Genomic DNA, 19,397 nt, shown 5'->3' on the forward strand with positions numbered 1-19,397 from the left:
ACAAATTGGAACAATTAGCCCCTCAGCCCAGCTCTACACGGTTGCGCCCGGCATTTTTTGCCCGATAGAGCGCCTGATCGGCTCTTTTAAACACCGAATCACTGTGTTCGCCCGGTTTGAAGGCCGTCAGGCCAATGGATACCGTCACTGTCACCGGCTCGCCCTTGAAATGAAACGGGCAGGCTTCGATGGCCAGGCGCAGCGCCTCGGCCAGCTTCGCGCCGGCGGCCAGGGGCGTGTCGGGCACCAGCAGGACAAACTCCTCGCCCCCGAAACGCGCGATGAAATCACCGCCACGCAGGCGTTTGCGCAGGACCGAGGCGATGAGTTTCAACACCCGATCCCCGGCCAGATGGCCGTAGTTGTCATTGATGCGCTTGAAATGATCGAGATCGAGCATGGCCAGCAGCAAGCTGTTGCCGTGCTGCTGCCACTGGACGACTTCATGCTCCAGGCGCTCGGACCAGGCCGCTCGATTGGGCAGCCCGGTGAGCGGGTCGACCAGGGCTTTTTGCCGCTGCTCCTCGAGATTCTCCCGCACGACCTGGGCATCCTGCTCCATCAGCGCGACGCGATCGGCCAGGCTTTTCAGGCGAGCCGAGACCTCTTGCTCGCGTTGATCACGTTGCTGGCGGTGTTGATCCATCGTGCCGAGCAAGCCTTCGAGGTGATTCTCGAGCACCTGCTTGAGGCCTTCCAGGTCATCGGCTTGTTGCACACTGCTTTGCAGGCCGTCTACCTGTTCGCGAATCTGGGTGTCCATCTCCCTGGAGGCCGAGAGGTTGTCGGCGTGGTCTTCACTGGCGGCCTGCAGGCTGCTCTGGAATGACTCGAGCCGATCGTTGAGACGCTGCAGGTACGCTTCGAATTCATGCTGGCCGGTGTCGGTGATGGCCAACATCAGTACTGCCAGATCGTCGAGGATTGGCAGCAGTTCGTACCAATTCAAACCGTTTCGCAACCGCTCGCGCATGGCTTCGGCTTGTGGTCGATGCCGCTCGGGCAAGGTCAGGTCGCCCAACAGGCCCAATAACGTGTCTTCGATGTGCTTGGCGACCGAACTGTAGGACGGTTCTGGCGAGTCGGGCAGGGCGTACTGGGCGTCAGCCACATCGACGGCTTCCAGCGGCTCGGCGGGCTCCACTGGAGGCAGCGAGGGGTCGGGCAGGGCCTGTGCAGGTTCCTCGGGCATCAGTTCGTCGGGATTATCCAGCGCAGGTGCCGCCGCCGGAAGTTCTTCGGTGACCGGCGTCGGCAATGGCGCGGGTTCGGTTGCTTCGTCCGGTTCGCTGATGGGCTGAACCACTTCGGCTTCAAGGGCGGGAGCGGGCTCGATCTTCGGTGCAGTCGGGACAACCGGTTCGGGCGCTGCCTCCAACGCGGGTGCTTGCTCCGTGACCGATGGCTGCGGTGCTGGTGCTAACGCGACGGATTCTGCGTCGGTTGCCGGCTCCACGACTACGGGCACGGCCGTTTCTGCCACAGGCGCTACGCTGGCCTGGGCACGTTCGTGGGGCTGGGACGCCGCTTCTTCATGGCCTTGGCCACCAAACAGCCGTTGCAGCAGGCCAGGTCGACTCGCTTCGACAGGGGCGTCCAGGGCGCTCAGTGCCTTGCCTTGCAAGCCGCTCAATTCGCTGAGCAGCAGCGGAATCTCCCGGGCCTGGCCGACCCGGTCCTCCAACTGTTTGGAAAATTTCTTCAGTGGCCGGCTGACTTCCTTCGGCAGCGGCAGACTCTGCAACTGGGCAACCAGGGCAGTCAACGCCGAGCTCATCTGCTCGATCCGGGTTTCGCGGCGCTGCTCGGAATCGAGTACGGCTTTCTCCAGGCGCGGCAGCAGGGCGGCGAGGCCGGCATCCATGTCATCGGTGCGCACCACCTCGCGCATCTCTTTCATGCATTGGTCGACAGCTCGGTCAGTGCCTTCGGCGGCCAGGGTACTGCGCACCAGGCCACGACGCAGCAAGTCGAGCCGAGCAGCCCAACGGCGCTCGAGCTTTTCCTGCTGTTCGATACTCTTGAGGTACTTCTCTCTCCAGCGTTCGGCGTCGTCGCTCATTCATCGGATCCGCGAGGGGCAGGACTCAGCGCGGGAAAGGCATCAGCCGTGAGCGAACCCGGCAAACGAATTTCGACCGCGACCGGCAGGTGATCTGAAATGGGCTGGGCCAGCACCTCGACGCGTTCGAGGGTCAGGGTAGGGCTCAGCAGGATATGGTCCAGGCAACGCTGGGGGCGCCAGCTGGGGAAAGTCGCTTCCAGCTGTGGCGCGAGCAGACCGAGATCGCGCAAGGGCGAGGTCTGCAGCAAATCGGAGGCATGGGTGTTCATGTCACCCATCAGTATCTGGTGCTTGTATCCACCAATGAGCTCGCGAATGTACGCCAGTTGCATCGTCCGGGTACGCGCCCCGAGCGCCAGATGCATCATGACCACCACCAGCGCCTCCGGACCTTCGCCGAACCGCGCGAGGATCGCCCCGCGACCCTTTGGCCCCGGCAACGGATGATCTTCGATCGCCCAGGGGCGCAAGCGACTCAACACGCCATTGCTGTGCTGGCCGAGACGACCGAGGTTACGGTTGAGTTGCTGGTACCAGTAGGGAAAGGCGCCCAGTTGGGCCAGATGTTCCACCTGATTGACGTAACCTGATCTCAGGCTCCCGCCGTCAGCCTCTTGCAGGGCCACCAGATCGAAATCCTTCAGCAGGTCGCCGATTTTTTGCAGGTTACCGGCGCGTCCGGTGTGCGGCAGCAGGTGCTGCCAGCCCCGGGTCAGGTAATGCCGGTAACGCTCGGTACTGATACCCACCTGGATATTGAAGCTGAGCAGCCGCAAGCGGCTGTCGCCAGGCAGGCCCGTGGACGTGACATGATGCTCGTTGACCCGCGGTTCATGCAGGCCAACGATGCGTTCGGTACCCCAGCGGGCCATGGGCGTCGGCCGCGCTTAGTTGGCAGCAGCCTTGTTGGCCGCCCGCTCTTTGGCGACCAGTTGGTCGGCCAGCTGCAGCGCTTGTTCGGCACCGCCGGCAGAGCCGATGTCAAAGCGATATTTGCCGTTGACGATCATGGTCGGTACACCGGTGATTTCGTACTTCTTCGCCAGCTCCCGGGCCTGCTTGATCCTGCCCTGGATGGCAAAGGAGTCGAAGGTGGCGAGGAACTTGTCCTTGTCGACGCCTTGGGTAGCGAGGAAGTCAGCCATGTCTTCTTTCTTGACCAGCTTCTTGCCTTCTTTCTGGATGGCGTTGAATACCGCCGCGTGAACCTGATGCTCGACGCCCATGGCTTCGAGGGTCAGGAACATCTGGCCGTGGGCGTCCCATGGGCCGCCGAACATGGCAGGGATGCGTACGAAGTTCACATCATCAGGCAGCTTCTCGACCCATGGGTTGATAACGGGCTCGAAAGCGTAGCAATGCGGGCAGCCGTACCAGAACAACTCCACCACTTCGATCTTGCCAGGCACGGCCACCGGAACCGGATTGGTCAATTCGACGTAAGGGGCCTTCGATTCTTCCGCGTTGGCTTGGGCGGCCATGCCGAACAGGCTGGCGACGACGAGCGCGGCGCTGGTGATCAGATTACGCATGCTTTACTCCTGGACAATGAGGGGACCTCGCGAGGCCTGTTTTTAAGACTGACCGTGGCGGGTTCTAGTTCGCTAGTGTAACGGCAGCGGCCACAAAAAAGGGCGGCCAAAGCCACCCTTTTGATGCTCGCATCGAGAGATTAATCGAGCGTTAACGTTGCAAGGGGTGTCCACCTCTCGCAACGCCCGGCCAACGGCCTTAGTGCAGGCCCTGGATGTAACTGGCCACTGCTGCGATCTCTTCATCGCTCAGTTTCTTGGCGATTCTTTGCATAGGCATGGTATCGCCGTCGTTGGTCCGGCCGCTTTCTTCCTTGCGGAAATCGGTCAGTTGCTTGGCAACGTACTGGGCATGCTGGCCGCCCAAGTGTGGGAAACCGGCAGCGGCATTGCCTTTGCCGTCAGGGGAGTGGCAACCGGTGCAGGCTGGCAGCCCCTTGCTCAGGTCGCCGCCACGGAACAGTGCTTCACCACGTGCCACGAGCTTTGGATCAGCAGCGCCAACGCTGCCCTTCTGGCTGGCGAAATACGCCGCGATGTCCGCCAGGTCCTGATCGCTCAGGTTGTTCAGCAGGCCGGTCATTTCCAGTACCGTGCGCTTGCCGGACTTGATGTCGTGCAGTTGCTTGTTCAGGTAACGCTCGCCCTGGCCCGCCAGTTTCGGAAAGTTGGGCGCCATGCTATTGCCATCCGGGCCATGGCAGGCCCCGCATACGGCCGCTTTCGCCTGACCGGCAGCGGCATCGCCAGCGGCGTGGGCTACGCCGGATATCCCCAAGGTCAACAGCAGACTCACGATCAGTTTGTTCATCAGCTAATCCAACTACGGCTAAGGGTTAAAGAGTTATGGACCGGGTTCACTCGCTCATCCACTGGATGATGGCTCGGTAATCCTCGGCACTGCAGTCCATGCACAAACCACGCGGCGGCATCGCCTTGAAACCCTGGGTCACGTGTTGCACCAGCGTCTCCATACCTTTCGCCAACCTCGGCGTCCAAGCTTCCTGATCGCCCTTGCGGGGCGCCATGGGGAGTTGGCCGGAATGACAGGCACCACAAACACGGTTGTACACAGCTTCCGGATCCTGTGTAGCCTGAGCGCTGTAAAGCGGCATCAAGACACCGGCAGCTAGCAGCCATTTCGTCATAAAACGACCTTTTCAGGGTTGGGAACGAGCTGCGTTCTAATGCGCAATTTCGGTCGGTCGCTCCCGTGAGCTTCATCCTACGCTGGGACAAAGCGCACACAAAATCTGCGGCATTATATACTGGCGTCACTGAAACGGAAACGACACAGCTTGCCGCGTCCATTCCCGACGCCGCCCACATCGGAAATCCCATGCAACTGAAGAACCCCATCCTTGGCCTGTGCCAACAGTCCACTTTCATGCTCAGCGCCGCCAAAGTCGATCAATGCCCCGACGATGAAGGCTTTGAAGTGGCTTTTGCCGGGCGTTCCAATGCCGGCAAATCCAGCGCGCTGAACACCCTGACCCATGCCAGCCTGGCACGCACCTCGAAAACCCCGGGCCGCACGCAGCTCTTGAACTTCTTCAAGCTAGACGATGAACGCCGTTTGGTCGACCTGCCCGGCTACGGCTACGCGAAAGTGCCGATCCCGCTCAAGCAGCACTGGCAGCGCCACCTGGAAGCCTACCTGGGTAGCCGCGAGAGCTTGAAAGGCCTGATCCTGATGATGGACATCCGCCATCCGATGACCGACTTCGATCTGCTGATGCTCGACTGGGCGGTCGCCAGTGGCATGCCGATGCACATCCTGCTGACCAAGGCCGACAAGCTCACCTACGGCGCGGCAAAAAATACGTTGCTCAAAGTGCAGTCGGAAATTCGCAAGGGCTGGGGCGACGCAGTCACCATCCAGCTGTTCTCGGCACCCAAGCGCATGGGCCTGGAAGAGGCCTACACTGTATTGGCCGACTGGATGGAATTGGCCGACAAGGGCAGCGAAACGGCGGAATAAGCCAAATCGCAGGCAAAAAAAACCCCGGACTTCTTATGGGGAGGGGGAAGTTCGGGGTCCAAGTTCCGGACCGCTAGGGCGGGGTCCAGATATCTGCCAACACTTAACACAACATAGGAGCATTGAAGGGCTTCACTAGCCATTCAAAATCTCTGAGTGGCAATTCACGGGTTTAGTTCAGATTATTTTTAGGAATAACCCTAGGAATTTTCCGAACTAATGCTCTGCCCCCGGAATTGCGGTGTTTCATGTGGCGAGGGGATTTATCCCCGCTGGGCTGCGCAGCAGCCCCCAAAAAAGCCGAACGCAATCAGCTGACACACTGAGGTGAAAGGTCTTAGGGCTGCTGCGCAGCCCCGCGGGGATAAATCCCCTCGCCACAGGGCTCACCCTATCCCCAGTGCGTTCAGTTCAGCCGTTACGACTCAGTGCGCCTCATCCCAGTTATTACCCACGCCCACTTCCACCAGTAGTGGCACGTCCAGGACGGCGGCGGCGCTCATGTGCTGGCGGATCTCCTCGCGCACCTGGTCGACCAGGTCTTCACGCACTTCCAGCACCAGTTCGTCGTGTACCTGCAGGATGACCTTGGCATCCAGCCCTGACGTGGTCAGCCAGCGATCCACCGCCACCATGGCTTTCTTGATGATATCGGCCGCCGTGCCCTGCATCGGCGCGTTGATGGCGGTGCGCTCGGCGCCTTTGCGCAGGGCCGGGTTTTTCGCGTTGATGTCCGGTAGGTACAACCGGCGACCGAAAATGGTTTCGACAAAACCTTGCTCAGCCGCCTGGGCGCGGGTGCGCTCCATGTACGCCAGCACACCTGGGTAGCGGGCGAAGTAGCGGTCGATATAGGCCTGGGACTGCTTGCGATCGACACCAATCTGCTTGGCCAGGCCGAACGCGCTCATGCCATAGATCAAGCCGAAGTTGATCGCCTTGGCGCTGCGACGCTGGTCATGAGTGACAGCCTCCAGATCGACCCCGAAAACCTCGGCCGCCGTGGCGCGGTGCACATCCAGATTATTGCGGAAGGCATGGAGCAGGCCTTCATCCTTGGCCAGGTGCGCCATGATCCGCAATTCGATCTGCGAGTAGTCCGCCGCCAACAGCTTGTAGCCTTTCGGCGCGATGAAGGCCTGGCGGATGCGTCGACCTTCGGCGGTACGAATCGGAATGTTCTGCAAGTTCGGGTCGATGGACGACAGACGCCCGGTGGCAGCGACGGCTTGCTGGTAATTGGTATGCACGCGACCGGTGCGGCTGTTGATCTGCTCTGGCAGGCGATCGGTGTAGGTGCTCTTGAGCTTGCTCAGCGAGCGATACTGCATCAGCACCTTGGGCAGCGGGTAATCCTGCTCCGCCAGTTCGGCGAGCACCGCTTCGGCGGTGGACGCCTGGCCCTTGGCGGTTTTGCTGAGCACCGGCAAGCCGAGCTTTTCGTACAGGATCACGCCCAATTGCTTCGGCGAGCCCAGGTTGAATTCCTCGCCGGCGATGGCAAACGCCTCACGCTCCAGGGCCACCAGTTTTTCGCCCAACTCGACACTCTGCACGCCCAGCAGGTTGGCATCGACCAGCGCACCCTGGCGCTCGATACGCGCCAGGACCGGCATCAACGGCATTTCGATTTCAGTGAGCACTTTGCCCAGGCTCGGCGTAGCGGCCAGCTTCTCCTGCAAGGCCTGGTGCAAGCGCAAGGTCACGTCCGCATCCTCGGCGGCGTAAGGGCCGGCCAGTTCCAGGGAGATCTGGTCAAAAGTCAGCTGCTTGACGCCTTTGCCGGCGATATCCTGAAAATCGGTCTTGCTTTGGCCCAGGTACTTGAGCGCCAGGCTGTCCATGTCGTGGCGGGTCGCCGTGGAGTCCAGCACATAGGATTCAAGCATGGTGTCGAAGGCGATGCCCTGGACCAGGATGCCATTGTCCTGGTCGCCACCGATGGCGCAGTTGGCCAGGATGTTGGTTTCGAACTTGGCGTGCTGGCCGACCTTGAGCTTGTTCGGGTTTTCCAGCAGGGGCTTGAGGGCCTTGAGCACCGTATCGCGGTCCAGCTGCTCCGGCACGCCCATGTAGGAATGGGTCAGCGGGATGTAGGCGGCCTCGAACGGCGCAACGGCGAACGACAATCCCACCAGTTGCGAGTGCTGGGCGTCGCCACCGTTGGTTTCGGTGACGAACGCGAACAGCGGCGCTTTGTCGAGTTTGGCCAGCCAGGCATCGAAGCTTGCCTGATCGAGAATGACCTCATACTTGGCCTCGGCGGCACCCGGTTGTTCGTCGCTGACTTCAACGATCTCCTGGCCGGCACGCTTGGCGTCGCGCTGGTTTTCTTCGAACCAGCTCTTGAACTCCAGCAACGTGTACAGCTCGGCCAGTTTCTCGTGATCTGGCGTGCCCATTTGCAGGTCGTCGAGGCCGATGTCCAACGGCACGTCAGTCTTGATGGTTGCCAGCTCATAGGAAAGGAACGCCATTTCCTTGTGCTCTTCAAGCTTGGCGGCCAGGGTCTTGGCGCCCCGAATCGGCAAGGTGGCAACAATGTCCAGTTGCGCATACAGCTCAGTCAGGCCGCCATTGACGCCTACCAACAGGCCAGACGCAGTCTTGGGCCCGATGCCCGGGACGCCCGGGATGTTGTCGGACGAATCGCCCATCAACGCCAGGTAATCGATGATCTGCTCGGGAGCGACGCCAAACTTCTCCTTCACGCCAGCCACGTCCAGGGCGCTACCGGTCATGGTATTGACCAAGGTAATGTGCCCATCGACCAACTGCGCCATGTCCTTGTCACCGGTGGAGATCACCACCGGGCGGTCGGCTGCGGCGCTGCTGCGGGCCAGGGTGCCGATCACGTCATCGGCCTCGACGTTGTCCACGCACAGCAGCGGGAAGCCCAGGGCCTTGACGCTGGCATGCAGCGGCTCGATCTGCACGCGCATGTCGTCGGGCATGCTCGGGCGGTTGGCCTTGTATTCGGCATACAGCGCATCGCGAAAAGTCCCACCCTTGGCGTCGAACACCACGGCGAACGGACTGTCCGGATACTGCTTGCGCAGGCTCTTGAGCATGTTCAGCACGCCTTTGACCGCACCGGTCGGCAGGCCTTTGGAGGTGGTCAGCGGTGGCAGCGCGTGAAAGGCGCGGTACAGATAAGAAGAACCGTCCACCAGGACGAGGGGGGCTTGGCTCATGAGCAGGATCAACCTTTTCGGCGGGTCCGGGGCTAGAATAGCGGGACCGTTGACGACAAAGGGACAAGGTTATCATGCGTACACTAAATCGCCTGTTACTGGCTGGCTTGTTTGCAATTACACCGTTGGCCGTCATGGCAGCGGATGACGCACCCTCGGCGGACCCGGACGTCACCATCCGCACCGAAGGTGATAGAACCATTCAGGAGTACCGGCAAAACGGATTTTTGTACGCGATCAAGGTCACGCCCAAGAACGGTAAGCCTTATTTCCTGGTACGCGCTGATGGCACTGATGCAAACTTCATCCGCTCGGACCAGCCGGATATGCTGATTCCGTCGTGGAAAATCTTTGAGTGGTAATACCGCTCGTGACTTCAACCGGCGCCCGCTGAAGGGCGCCCGTACTGGCAGTTTTAACCATGTCTGTGTTCACCCCCCTGGCTCGGCCCGAGCTGGAAACCTTTCTCGCCCCTTACGGGCTTGGCCGTCTGCTTGATTTCCAGGGGATCGCCGCCGGCAGCGAAAACACCAATTTCTTCATCAGCCTGGAGCAGGGCGAGTTCGTCCTGACCCTGGTCGAGCGCGGCCCGGTGCAGGAAATGCCGTTCTTCATCGAACTGCTGGACGTGCTGCATGACGCCGACCTGCCGGTGCCTTATGCCTTGCGCACCACCGACGGCGTGGCACTGCGGGAACTGGCGGGCAAACCGGCACTGTTGCAACCGCGCCTGGCAGGCAAGCACATCAAGCAGGCCAACGCGCAACATTGCGCCCAGGTCGGCGAGTTGCTGGCACACCTGCACCTGGCGACCAAAGACAACATGATCAAGCGCAAGACCGACCGCGGCCTGGACTGGATGCAGGAGGAGGGCGCCAAGCTGCTGTCGCACCTCGATGCCGAGCCGCGTCGGCTCCTTCAGGCTGCGCTAGACGAAATTTCGTCGCAAAAAGTAGGCATCCTGGCCCTGCCCCGGGCCAACATCCACGCGGATCTGTTTCGCGACAATGCGATGTTCGAAGGCACGCACCTGACCGGGTTGATCGACTTCTACAACGCCTGCTCCGGGCCGATGCTGTATGACGTGGCCATTGCCTTGAACGACTGGTGCTCGGATGACGACGGTGTGCTTGATGGTGCACGGGCGCGGGCGTTGTTGGGGGCCTATGCGGCGCTGCGACCGTTCACTCCCGCCGAGGCCGAACTCTGGCCGACCATGCTGCGCGTGGCCTGCGTGCGGTTCTGGCTGTCGCGTTTGATCGCCGCCGAATCGTTTGCCGGGCAGGATGTGTTGATCCACGATCCGATGGAGTTCCAGCAGCGCTTGGCGCAGCGGCAGACAGTCCACACACCGTTGCCTTTCGCTTTATAGCAGCAGGCTAGCGCGAATCTGAATGCTCTTGTGGCGAGGGGATTTATCCCCGCTGGGGCGCGAAGCGGCCCTCAAGAAATATCCGCCGCCGCGGCTCATCAGACCGAAAGCAAGGGGCTGCTGCGCAGCCCAGCGGGGATAAATCCCTGGCCACAGGTTTTGCGTTGGCAGGCTATAGCGACTCCAGGCAACCCGCCAAATCATTGCCCAACTTCTCCAACAACTGCTCATACCCCTGCGCCGTCGCCGGGGTATAGCCGCCCAGTGCATCCAGCTCCGCCAACTTCACCGGCAACCCGGCCACCAGGGTTTCAGCCAGGCGCGGGCGCAGGGGCGGTTCGCTGAACACGCAGGTCTTGCCCACGGCCTGCAAACGGGTGCGCATCGCCGCCACGTGCTGGGCACCGGGCTGGACTTCGGCGGCCACGGCGAACACCCCGGCGTGCTTGAGGCCGTAGTTGTCTTCGAAATAGTCGAACGCTTCGTGGAACACGAAATACGGCTTGCCCGCGACCCCGGCCAGGCGCGCCTTCAAGCGTGTATCCAGAGAGTCGAGACGCTGGTTGAAACCCTTGAGGTTGCTTTGATAGCGGGCAGCGTTGGCCGGATCCGCCGCGCTCAGGTCAGCCGCCATTTTCGCCGCGATCACCCGCGCATTCAGCGGCGAGAGCCATAAGTGGGCATCCACGCTGCCGGGGCGATGGTCGTGATCGTGTTCATCGCCGTCATGGTCATCGTCCTCGTGGGAGGCGCTGTCCTGGGCGAAGTGACGCAACTTGAGCCCCGGCAGATCCTGCACCGCGACGGAGGGCAGGGTACGACCGTTCAACACTCGCGGTAGGAAACCTTCCATGTCGGGCCCAATCCAGTACAGCAGGTCCACTGACTGCACCTTCCGTACGTCGGACGGCCGCAAGGCATAGTGATGCGGCGAAGCACCGGGAGGCAGCAACACTTCCGGAACCGCCACGCCGTCCTGCACCGCAGCGGCAATCAGCTGTAACGGCTTGATGCTGGTAAGGACTTTGACGTCGGCCTGGGCCGGGCCAATCAGTAGAAAACTTGCGACAAAAACGACAAAGAGCGAAAAAAATCGGGACACGATGACCACTCGTAGAGGCGAGAACGGGTAACATAATAACGTCTCTCACTAAACTCGTCGCTGCCCATGCCTATTACACCCCTTGCCAGTCGTCCCCACGATCACTCCCACTGTGTGCACAGCGCGCTGTCCGAGGCCGATGCCATCTGCGCGCGCCAGGGGTTGCGCCTGACCGCCTTGCGTCGGCGCGTGTTGGAATTGGTCTGGCAAAGCCACAAGCCGCTGGGCGCCTACGACATCCTTGCCGTGCTCAGCGAGCAGGACGGCCGCCGCGCCGCGCCGCCAACGGTCTATCGGGCGCTGGATTTCCTCCTGGAAAACGGCCTGGTGCATCGCATTTCGTCGCTGAACGCCTTCGTCGGCTGCAACCATCCCGAGCACGCCCACCAAGGCCAGTTCCTGATCTGCCGCGAATGCCATGCGGCCATCGAGCTGGAGCAGAAGTCCATCAGCGATGCGATCATCGCCAGTGCCAAGGAAGTCGGCTTCGTGGTCGACACCCAGACCGTCGAAGTGGTCGGTCTGTGCTCCGGCTGCCAGGGGGCCTGATGAGCAATGCGTTGATCCGCCTCGAACAGGTGGCCGTGACGTTCGCCGGGCAAAGCGTGCTGGACAACATCCAGCTGAGCGTCGAGCCGGGGCAGATCGTCACCTTGATCGGCCCCAACGGCGCCGGCAAGACCACCCTGGTGCGCGCCGTGCTCGGTTTGCTCAAGCCGGACAGCGGCAGTGTCTGGCGCAAGCCAAAGCTGCGGATCGGCTACATGCCGCAAAAACTCCACGTAGACCCGACGCTACCGTTGTCGGTGTTGCGTTTCCTGCGCCTGGTGCCTGGCGTGGACCGCGCACGGGCCTTGGCGGCACTCAACGAAGTCGGCGCCGAACAGGTGATCGATAGCCCGGTACAAAGTGTTTCCGGTGGCGAAATGCAGCGCGTGCTGCTGGCTCGCGCTCTGCTGCGCGAGCCTGAACTGCTGGTGCTCGACGAGCCGGTGCAAGGCGTCGATGTAGCGGGGCAGGCCGAGCTGTACAGCCTGATCACGCGCCTGCGCGACCGTCATGGTTGCGGCGTGCTGATGGTGTCCCACGATTTGCACCTGGTGATGAGCACCACCGACCAAGTGGTCTGCCTCAACCGCCACGTCTGCTGCTCCGGGCATCCCGAGCAGGTCAGCGGCGATCCGGCCTTCGTCGAGCTGTTCGGAAAGAACGCACAAAGCCTGGCGATTTATCACCACCACCACGATCACGCCCATGACCTGCATGGTTCGGTGGTCAGTGCCCCTTCTGCTTCCAATCATGTTCATGGAGATGGCTGCAAGCATGGCTGATTTTCTGTTGTACGCCCTGCTCGCAGGCCTGGCCCTCGCGCTGGTAGCCGGCCCCTTGGGCTCGTTCGTGGTCTGGCGGCGCATGGCCTATTTCGGCGACACCTTGTCCCACGCGGCGTTGCTCGGCGTAGCCCTGGGGTTTCTGCTGGATGTCAGCCCGGCGGTGGCGGTGACCGTTGGCTGCCTGTTGCTGGCGGTGGTGCTGGTGACCTTGCAACACCGCCAGCCGCTGGCGTCCGACACGTTGCTGGGTATTCTGGCGCCGAGCACCCTGTCCCTCGGGTTGGTGGTACTAAGCTTCATGCATGACGTGCGGGTTGACCTGATGGCCTACCTGTTCGGCGACCTGTTGGCGATCAGTCCGACAGACCTGTCGTGGATCCTCGGCGGCAGCGCGGCAGTGCTGCTGTTGCTGGTCGCGCTCTGGCGGCCATTGCTGGCCGTCACCGTGCATGAGGAGTTGGCCCGGGTCGAAGGCCTGCCCGTGCTGGGTTTGCGGTTGGCATTGATGCTACTGATCGCCGTGGTCATCGCCGTGGCGATGAAGATCGTCGGTGTCTTGCTGATCACGTCATTGCTGATCATCCCAGCGGCGGCGGCACAGCGGCACGCCCGCTCCCCGGAACAAATGGCCCTGGGCGCGAGCCTGCTGGGTATGCTCGCGGTGTGCGGTGGGCTGGCGTTGTCGTGGTTCAAGGACACTCCGGCGGGGCCGTCGATCGTGGTCAGCGCCGCTGCGTTGTTTCTGCTGAGTTTTGTCCTGCCCCGCCGAGGGGTGTAGACTTGCTCGCTTTTTGCGCAAATAGAGAGTCGCAGGAATGAAGCCGTTCGCCTCCCGTTATCTGCTCCTTGTCGCATTTTCCCTGCTGCTGGGCGCTTGCCAGAGTACACCGCCGGTCACCCAGGCCCCCGATACGCGGGGCCCGGCCATCGCGCAGCTCGAGCAAAGCCTGGCCAGCAATGAGCTGACCACCGCTGAAGACCAGTTGGCCGCCTTGCAAGCCCAGTCGCCCGAAGACCCGTCGCTGGAACCCTACCAGCGGCAACTGGCCGAGGCGTACTTGCGTCGCAGCCAGATCGATCTGCAGAAAGGTGATGTCAACGCCGCCGCCACCGCCCTGAGCCGTGCCCGAGCCCTGATGCCCAAGGCCCCGGCACTCTCCGGTGAGGTCAACAGCGCCATTGCCGAGGCCCGCAAGGCCGAGCTGGAAAAAGCCGAAGCCGCCCTCCAGGCCGCCGAAGCCAAACCGGTCGCCAAGGTGATTGATCCGAGTGCCGAAAGCACCACAGTGGCACTCAACATCGCCGATATACAGCAAATGCGCCGTCAACTGGATGCCATCGCCGCTGATGTGGTGAATTTTCAATGTGACGTCAGCATCCAGGCGCCACGCACCGACGATTATCCGTGGCTAGCGACGTTGCTGACCAAGCGGGTCAAGAAACTTGATCCTGGGTTTGACCTGAAGTTGCAAAAGCAGATTTTGCGCAGCGTGCCGGCGCAGATGGTTCTAACTCCGCGTAAGCCTTAAAAAGCATCGCGAGCAGGCTCGCTCCCACAGTGATTTTGTGTCGATCACAAAACCCCATGTGGGAGCGAGCCTGCTCGCGATAGCGTCCTACCAGCAAACAATCTCTTTCAGACAACCCTCAAGCCGGAACCGCCTTGGCCTTAGGCTCCCGCGCCCAAACCCGATGCTGAGCAATCGCCGCAAAAAACCGCGAAAAACCGCTCGCCTCCGCGTCTTCGATCAACCCCGCATCCACCTCCAGCTTCAACTCCACCAACAACTGCCGGGCCTCACCATGGAGCCCAATGGCTTTCAGATGCTTGTAGGCCTCCAGCACGTAATGCAACGCAACTCCATCGCGACTCAAGGCCTTGATCGATTCCGCGCCACCCGGTACGAACACCGCGTCGAAGGCAATCGACGGCAGGCCTTCCATGGACGCATCCACCGCCAACGTCTGCCCATCGGCGGTGGTGACCGGCGCCGAAGTAGGCCCCAGCACTTTGGCGTGGGCGCCCTCGGCCTTCAGGGCCTGTTTGAGGACGTCGATGATCGCCCCATCGACACCGTTGGCCACCAGCACCGCCACTTTCCGGGTCTTGATGTCGCCAGACAGCAGGTTCGCCTGGCTCAAGGCCGGGGATTGCTCCAGCGAAGGCGTCGGAACATCGACAGTACCCGCAGTCGGTGCCGGCAAGCCGAGGTTTTTCGCGACTCGCCCGGCCAGATCCAAGTCGATGTTGGCGAGGATCTCATTGACCTGCCGTTTCCGGATGAACTCCCGCTCCACCTTGCCCAGTTCGAAGCTGTAGGCGGCGATGATGTGCTCCTGCTCATGAGGACTCATGCTCTTGTAGAACAACCGCGCCTGGGAAAAATGGTCGGCGAACGAATCGCTGCGTTGGCGGATCTTGTAGGCGTCGATGCGCTCTGGATAGCTTTCGAAGCCACCGTCCTCAGGGCCGGGCGGGGTTTCCTTCGGCCAACCGCCATCGATAGAGTTCGGCTCGTAGGAAGCGCGCCCCTTGTCGATGGTGCTGCGGTGCATGCCGTCACGCTGGCCGTTGTGCACCGGGGTAATCGCCCGGTTGATCGGCAGCTCATGAAAATTCGGCCCACCGAGTCGGCTGATTTGCGTATCGGTGTAGGAAAACAGCCGGCCCTGCAGCAACGGGTCGTTGGAGAAATCGATACCCGGCACGATATGCCCGGGGCAGAACGCAACCTGCTCGACTTCGGCGAAGAAGTTGTCCGGGTTGCGGTTCAGCACCATCTTGCCCAGGGGCGTGATGGGAACCAGTTCTTCAGGAATGATCTTGGTCGGGTCGAGCAGGTCGAAGTCGAATTTATGCTCATCTTCCTCGGCGACAATCTGTACGCCAAATTCCCATTCCGGGTAGTCGCCCATCTCGATCGATTCCCAGAGATCGCGACGGTGGTAGTCGGTATCTTTACCCGCCAGTTTCTGGGCTTCGTCCCACACCAATGAACAGGTGCCCACCGTAGGGCGCCAGTGGAATTTGACGAAGCTGCTTTTGCCTTCGGCGTTGATCATGCGGAAGGTGTGCACCCCGAAGCCCTGCATGCTGCGCAGGCTTTTCGGAATGGCTCGGTCGGACATCGCCCAGATCACCATGTGCGCCGATTCCGGCACCAGCGAGACGAAATCCCAGAAGGTATCGTGGGCCGAACCGCCGGTAGGTATTTCATTGTGGGGTTCGGGTTTCACCGCGTGGACGAAGTCTGGAAACTTCACCGCATCCTGGATGAAAAACACCGGCATGTTGTTGCCCACCAGGTCGAAGTTGCCTTCGTCGGTAAAGAACTTCACCGCAAAGCCACGCACGTCCCGCACGGTATCGCCGGAACCCCGTGGCCCTTGCACGGTGGAAAAACGCACGAACACCGGGGTTTTCTTACTCGGATCTTGTAGGAAACCGGCTTTGGTCAAGGCCGAGTGCGCATCATAGGTCTGAAAATAACCATGGGCGCCGGTACCACGGGCGTGGACGATGCGCTCCGGAATGCGCTCATGGTCAAAATGCGTGATTTTTTCACGCATGATGAAGTCTTCCAGCAGCGAGGGACCACGAGCGCCGACGCGGAGGGTGTTCTGGTTATCGGCGATTTTCACACCTTGGTTGGTGCGCAACGCCTGTTCGGTGGCGTCGGAGCGAAACTGTTCCAGGCTCTCGAGCTTGGCGTTGGTGTTGCCGCGATCCAGCGTGTCGGTCCCGGCCAGTTGGCTCTTGTTGACCGTGGGCTTTTCGGTACTCATCAGGCATGACTCCTCTTTGCGATCCCCGCCGTGGCCAGGACTCTTGAGTTCGATGCCGCAGGTCGATACCTGGGCATTTTCGAGTTGCTTAATGAGTGACCGATGCCGTTTGGCTGTGTTCCTTTTTTATGCCCATTGATCGCGTTATTGCCAAATGACTGGTCCGATCGCAAATAAATGCTAAGAACCTCTATACAGACAGGCTAAAATGCGCGCCCGGCTAACCGCTGATCCTTTTCCAACGCGCCCCACAAGGTTCGCTACGTGATCGAGTTTCAAAACGTTTATAAAACCTACCGGGTCGCCGGTAGGGATATCCCCGCCCTGCATCCGACCAGTCTGACGATTGAGAACGGTCAGGTCTTCGGCTTGATCGGTCATTCCGGTGCGGGAAAAAGTACCCTGCTGCGCCTGATCAATCGCCTGGAAGATTCCACTGGCGGCAAGATCATCGTCGACGGCGAAGAAGTCACCGCCCTGGACGCCAGTGGCCTGCGCCGCTTCCGCCAGCAGGTCGGGATGATCTTCCAGCACTTCAACCTGCTGGCGTCCAAGACCGTGGCCGACAACGTCGCATTGCCACTGACGCTTGCGGGCGAATTGTCCCGCAGCGAAATCGATCAGCGCGTCGCCGAGTTGCTGGCACGGGTCGGGCTGTCCGACCACGCCCGCAAGTACCCGGCGCAACTGTCCGGCGGCCAGAAGCAGCGCGTCGGCATCGCCCGCGCCCTGGCGACCAAACCGAAGATTTTGCTGTGCGACGAGGCCACTAGCGCCCTCGACCCGCAGACCACCGCCTCGGTGCTGCAACTGCTGGCGGAAATCAACCGTGAACTGAAGCTGACCATCGTGCTGATCACCCATGAAATGGACGTGATCCGCCGCGTCTGCGATCAAGTGGCGGTGATGGACGCCGGCGTGATCGTCGAGCAAGGCCCGGTGGCGGAAGTGTTCCTGCACCCCAAGCACCCGACCACCAAGCGTTTCGTCCAGGAAGACGAGCAGATCGACGAAAGCGAACAGCGCGACGATTTCGCCCACGTACCCGGGCGCATCGTGCGTCTGACCTTCCAGGGCGAAGCGACCTACGCGCCATTGCTCGGAACCATCGCCCGGGAAACCGGGGTGGACTACAGCATCCTCGCCGGTCGCATCGACCGCATCAAAGACACCCCCTACGGGCAACTGACCCTCGCCATCACCGGCGGTGACATGGAGGCGGCGTTTGCCCGCTTCATCGCGGCCGATGTCCACATGGAGGTGCTGCGCTAATGGAACTGTTGAGTTCGTTCTTCTCCAACATCGACTGGCTGGAAATCTGGCTGGCGACGGGCGACACCTTCCTGATGCTGTTCGGTTCGCTGTTGTTTACCGTGCTGCTCGGCCTGCCCCTGGGGGTGTTGCTGTTCCTGTGCAGCCCGCGCCAGTTGCTCGAAGCCCGCGGTGTGTATGCGCTGCTGTCGCTCATCGTCAACATCCTGCGTTCGCTGCCGTTCATCATCCTGTTGATCGTGATGATCCCGTTCACAGTATTGATCACCGGCACCTCCTTGGGCGTGGCCGGCGCGATTCCACCGCTGGTGGTCGGCGCGACACCGTTCTTCGCCCGCCTAGTGGAAACCGCCCTGCGCGAAGTCGATCGCGGCATCATTGAAGCGACCCAGGCCATGGGCGCGACTACGCGGCAGATCATCGTCAATGCCTTGCTGCCGGAAGCCCGTCCAGGCATTTTTGCAGCGATTACGGTGACAGCGATTACGCTGGTGTCCTACACGGCCATGGCCGGTGTAGTCGGTGCCGGTGGTTTGGGCGACCTGGCGATCCGCTTCGGTTACCAGCGCTTCCAGACCGATGTGATGGTGGTCACGGTGGTGTTGCTGCTGGTGCTGGTTCAGGTCCTGCAAACCGTGGGCGACAAACTGGTTGTGCATTTTTCTAGAAAATAAGGCCTCGCGGCCAATAAACCATGAGCCGGCCATTCGCTGGCAGGCGCCGAGAGCAGGCGCCGCAAGCGGGCACTCAAAAGGAGTTAGCTGAATGAAGAAACTACTGGTTGCCTTCGCTGCCGCCGCAGCGTTTTCCGCCCACGCCGCCGACACCCTGACCGTCGCCGCCACCCCGGTGCCGCACGCGGAAATCCTCGAATTCGTCAAACCGGCCCTGGCCAAAGAAGGCGTGAACCTCCAGGTCAAAGTCTTCACCGACTACATCCAGCCCAACGTACAAGTCGCCGAAAAGCGCTTGGACGCCAACTTCTTCCAGCACCAGCCGTACCTGGATGAGTTCAACAAGGCCAAGGGCACGCACCTGGTGAGCGTGGCCGGCGTGCACCTGGAACCCCTGGGCGCGTACTCCAGCAAGTACAAGGCCCTTACAGAACTGCCGGGCGGCGCCAACGTGGTCATCCCGAACGACGCCACCAACGGCGGTCGTGCGTTGTTGCTGCTGGCGAAGGCTGGGGTGATCAAGTTGAAGGATTCGAACAACATCCTGTCCACCACCAAGGACATCACCGAGAACCCGAAGGATCTGAAATTCCGTGAGCTGGAAGCAGCGACCATTCCGCGGGTGCTGACCCAGGTGGATCTGGCGTTGATCAATACCAACTATGCGTTGGAGGCCAAGCTTGATCCTTCCAAGGATGCGCTGGTGATTGAAGGTAGCGACTCGCCTTATGTGAACATCCTGGTGGCTCGTGAGGATGACAAGGACAGTGAGGCGATGAAGAAGCTGGCGGCGGCGTTGCATACGCCGGAAGTGAAGGCTTTTATTCTTGAGAAGTACAAAGGGGCGGTTTTGCCGGCTTTTTGAGCTGATCAGGTGGTGAGAAAACGGGGCTGCGTGGGAATGCAGACCCGTTTTTTTTTGCTCGGAAATTGCGCGTCGCGCAAAGATCCGCAAGATCACGGAGGCCATCAAATTTGATTGACCTTAGTGATCGTCCCGCAACAATACTTATCCCAACGCATGAGGAGTGACTCTCGTGCCTAACTTCCGAGGCCTGCTTGAGAGAAATCACTGCGGGCTTTCG

General features: G+C 61.1%; 18 protein-coding genes. 10 read left to right on the forward strand and 8 right to left on the reverse strand.

Annotated elements, in window-relative coordinates; all coding sequences use genetic code 11:
- Window positions 1–22: 22 nt before the first annotated feature.
- The 5 genes from AC30D9_RS07430 to AC30D9_RS07450 all read right to left on the reverse strand — a co-directional run bounded on the left by AC30D9_RS07430 (window position 23) and on the right by AC30D9_RS07450 (window position 4,745).
- Entirely contained in the window at window positions 23–2,062 is a 2,040-nt protein-coding gene (locus tag AC30D9_RS07430; RefSeq protein ID WP_490143799.1) for a diguanylate cyclase, read from the reverse strand.
- Complete coding sequence (locus tag AC30D9_RS07435) at window positions 2,059–2,937, reverse strand: endonuclease/exonuclease/phosphatase family protein (RefSeq protein ID WP_134922199.1); 879 nt, start codon at window positions 2,935–2,937, stop codon at window positions 2,059–2,061. Before AC30D9_RS07435 ends, AC30D9_RS07430 begins: the two co-directional genes overlap by 4 nt.
- A 15-nt stretch (window positions 2,938–2,952) precedes the next feature.
- The gene (locus AC30D9_RS07440; protein WP_490143800.1) at window positions 2,953–3,597 is read right to left on the reverse strand and encodes a thiol:disulfide interchange protein DsbA/DsbL; all 645 of its coding nucleotides are present in this window, start codon (window positions 3,595–3,597) and stop codon (window positions 2,953–2,955) included.
- A gap of 199 nt (window positions 3,598–3,796) precedes the next feature.
- Entirely contained in the window at window positions 3,797–4,408 is a 612-nt protein-coding gene (locus AC30D9_RS07445) for a c-type cytochrome (RefSeq protein ID WP_134922197.1), read from the reverse strand.
- Window positions 4,409–4,454: 46 nt separating this feature from the next.
- The gene (locus AC30D9_RS07450; protein WP_003196231.1) at window positions 4,455–4,745 is read right to left on the reverse strand and encodes a c-type cytochrome; all 291 of its coding nucleotides are present in this window, start codon (window positions 4,743–4,745) and stop codon (window positions 4,455–4,457) included.
- A gap of 191 nt (window positions 4,746–4,936) precedes the next feature.
- On the opposite strand from AC30D9_RS07450, the gene yihA reads away from it, so the two are divergent.
- Complete coding sequence (yihA, locus tag AC30D9_RS07455; RefSeq protein WP_109752860.1) at window positions 4,937–5,578, forward strand: ribosome biogenesis GTP-binding protein YihA/YsxC; 642 nt, start codon at window positions 4,937–4,939, stop codon at window positions 5,576–5,578.
- A gap of 425 nt (window positions 5,579–6,003) precedes the next feature.
- On the opposite strand, the gene polA is transcribed toward yihA, so the two are convergent.
- Complete coding sequence (polA, locus tag AC30D9_RS07460) at window positions 6,004–8,772, reverse strand: DNA polymerase I (protein ID WP_490143801.1); 2,769 nt, start codon at window positions 8,770–8,772, stop codon at window positions 6,004–6,006.
- Between the two features lie 74 nt (window positions 8,773–8,846).
- Between polA and AC30D9_RS07465 the strand changes: the two genes are divergently transcribed.
- Together AC30D9_RS07465 and AC30D9_RS07470 are read left to right on the forward strand one after the other, a co-directional pair.
- A complete protein-coding gene (locus tag AC30D9_RS07465; protein WP_014335817.1) occupies window positions 8,847–9,134 on the forward strand; it encodes a DUF2782 domain-containing protein in 288 nt (95 codons plus the stop codon).
- Window positions 9,135–9,193: 59 nt separating this feature from the next.
- Entirely contained in the window at window positions 9,194–10,144 is a 951-nt protein-coding gene (locus tag AC30D9_RS07470) for a homoserine kinase (protein WP_134922194.1), read from the forward strand.
- Between the two features lie 172 nt (window positions 10,145–10,316).
- On the opposite strand, the gene znuA is transcribed toward AC30D9_RS07470, so the two are convergent.
- The gene (gene znuA, locus AC30D9_RS07475) at window positions 10,317–11,246 is read right to left on the reverse strand and encodes a zinc ABC transporter substrate-binding protein ZnuA (RefSeq protein WP_490143802.1); all 930 of its coding nucleotides are present in this window, start codon (window positions 11,244–11,246) and stop codon (window positions 10,317–10,319) included.
- 66 nt (window positions 11,247–11,312) lie between these two features.
- Between znuA and zur the strand changes: the two genes are divergently transcribed.
- Genes zur through AC30D9_RS07495 form a run of 4 tightly spaced genes read left to right on the forward strand, consistent with a single transcriptional unit; the run spans window position 11,313 to window position 14,109 of the window.
- The gene (gene zur, locus AC30D9_RS07480) at window positions 11,313–11,795 is read left to right on the forward strand and encodes a zinc uptake transcriptional repressor Zur (RefSeq protein ID WP_109752856.1); all 483 of its coding nucleotides are present in this window, start codon (window positions 11,313–11,315) and stop codon (window positions 11,793–11,795) included.
- Window positions 11,795–12,577, forward strand: a complete 783-nt coding sequence (gene znuC, locus AC30D9_RS07485; protein ID WP_307573013.1) for a zinc ABC transporter ATP-binding protein ZnuC — start codon at window positions 11,795–11,797, stop codon at window positions 12,575–12,577. The genes zur and znuC overlap by 1 nt, the downstream gene beginning before the upstream one ends.
- Complete coding sequence (gene znuB, locus AC30D9_RS07490) at window positions 12,570–13,358, forward strand: zinc ABC transporter permease subunit ZnuB (RefSeq protein WP_134922191.1); 789 nt, start codon at window positions 12,570–12,572, stop codon at window positions 13,356–13,358. The genes znuC and znuB overlap by 8 nt, the downstream gene beginning before the upstream one ends.
- Before the next feature lie 37 nt (window positions 13,359–13,395).
- Window positions 13,396–14,109 carry a PA5502 family lipoprotein gene (locus tag AC30D9_RS07495; RefSeq protein ID WP_490143803.1) on the forward strand — a complete coding sequence of 238 codons (714 nt, stop codon included), beginning with the start codon at window positions 13,396–13,398 and terminating at the stop codon, window positions 14,107–14,109.
- Window positions 14,110–14,227: 118 nt separating this feature from the next.
- Here AC30D9_RS07495 and katE read toward each other — a convergent pair whose 3' ends face one another.
- On the reverse strand, window positions 14,228–16,420 hold the full coding sequence (gene katE / locus AC30D9_RS07500) for a catalase HPII (RefSeq protein WP_305490396.1): 2,193 nt from the start codon (window positions 16,418–16,420) through the stop codon (window positions 14,228–14,230).
- A gap of 210 nt (window positions 16,421–16,630) precedes the next feature.
- On the opposite strand from katE, the gene AC30D9_RS07505 reads away from it, so the two are divergent.
- The 3 genes from AC30D9_RS07505 (at window position 16,631) to AC30D9_RS07515 (ending at window position 19,177) form a co-directional block, all read left to right on the forward strand.
- Window positions 16,631–17,638 carry a methionine ABC transporter ATP-binding protein gene (locus AC30D9_RS07505; protein ID WP_490143804.1) on the forward strand — a complete coding sequence of 336 codons (1,008 nt, stop codon included), beginning with the start codon at window positions 16,631–16,633 and terminating at the stop codon, window positions 17,636–17,638.
- Complete coding sequence (locus tag AC30D9_RS07510) at window positions 17,638–18,312, forward strand: methionine ABC transporter permease (protein ID WP_003196204.1); 675 nt, start codon at window positions 17,638–17,640, stop codon at window positions 18,310–18,312. Before AC30D9_RS07505 ends, AC30D9_RS07510 begins: the two co-directional genes overlap by 1 nt.
- A 91-nt stretch (window positions 18,313–18,403) precedes the next feature.
- Entirely contained in the window at window positions 18,404–19,177 is a 774-nt protein-coding gene (locus AC30D9_RS07515; protein ID WP_490143805.1) for a MetQ/NlpA family ABC transporter substrate-binding protein, read from the forward strand.
- Window positions 19,178–19,397 lie beyond the last annotated feature (220 nt).

The sequence above is a fragment of the Pseudomonas sp. DF11 genome, from assembly GCF_058148565.1.

Bases quoted from the DNA above. Each gene is read 5' to 3' on its own strand.
- AC30D9_RS07430 (WP_490143799.1), bottom strand. From the start codon at position 2,062: ATGAGCGACGACGCCGAACGCTGGAGAGAGAAGTACCTCAAGAGTATC.
- AC30D9_RS07435 (WP_134922199.1), bottom strand. From the start codon at position 2,937: ATGGCCCGCTGGGGTACCGAACGCATCGTTGGCCTGCATGAACCGCGG.
- AC30D9_RS07440 (WP_490143800.1), bottom strand. From the start codon at position 3,597: ATGCGTAATCTGATCACCAGCGCCGCGCTCGTCGTCGCCAGCCTGTTC.
- AC30D9_RS07445 (WP_134922197.1), bottom strand. From the start codon at position 4,408: ATGAACAAACTGATCGTGAGTCTGCTGTTGACCTTGGGGATATCCGGC.
- AC30D9_RS07450 (WP_003196231.1), bottom strand. From the start codon at position 4,745: ATGACGAAATGGCTGCTAGCTGCCGGTGTCTTGATGCCGCTTTACAGC.
- yihA (WP_109752860.1), top strand. From the start codon at position 4,937: ATGCAACTGAAGAACCCCATCCTTGGCCTGTGCCAACAGTCCACTTTC.
- polA (WP_490143801.1), bottom strand. From the start codon at position 8,772: ATGAGCCAAGCCCCCCTCGTCCTGGTGGACGGTTCTTCTTATCTGTAC.
- AC30D9_RS07465 (WP_014335817.1), top strand. From the start codon at position 8,847: ATGCGTACACTAAATCGCCTGTTACTGGCTGGCTTGTTTGCAATTACA.
- AC30D9_RS07470 (WP_134922194.1), top strand. From the start codon at position 9,194: ATGTCTGTGTTCACCCCCCTGGCTCGGCCCGAGCTGGAAACCTTTCTC.
- zur (WP_109752856.1), top strand. From the start codon at position 11,313: ATGCCTATTACACCCCTTGCCAGTCGTCCCCACGATCACTCCCACTGT.
- znuC (WP_307573013.1), top strand. From the start codon at position 11,795: ATGAGCAATGCGTTGATCCGCCTCGAACAGGTGGCCGTGACGTTCGCC.
- znuB (WP_134922191.1), top strand. From the start codon at position 12,570: ATGGCTGATTTTCTGTTGTACGCCCTGCTCGCAGGCCTGGCCCTCGCG.
- AC30D9_RS07495 (WP_490143803.1), top strand. From the start codon at position 13,396: ATGAAGCCGTTCGCCTCCCGTTATCTGCTCCTTGTCGCATTTTCCCTG.
- AC30D9_RS07510 (WP_003196204.1), top strand. From the start codon at position 17,638: ATGGAACTGTTGAGTTCGTTCTTCTCCAACATCGACTGGCTGGAAATC.
- AC30D9_RS07515 (WP_490143805.1), top strand. From the start codon at position 18,404: ATGAAGAAACTACTGGTTGCCTTCGCTGCCGCCGCAGCGTTTTCCGCC.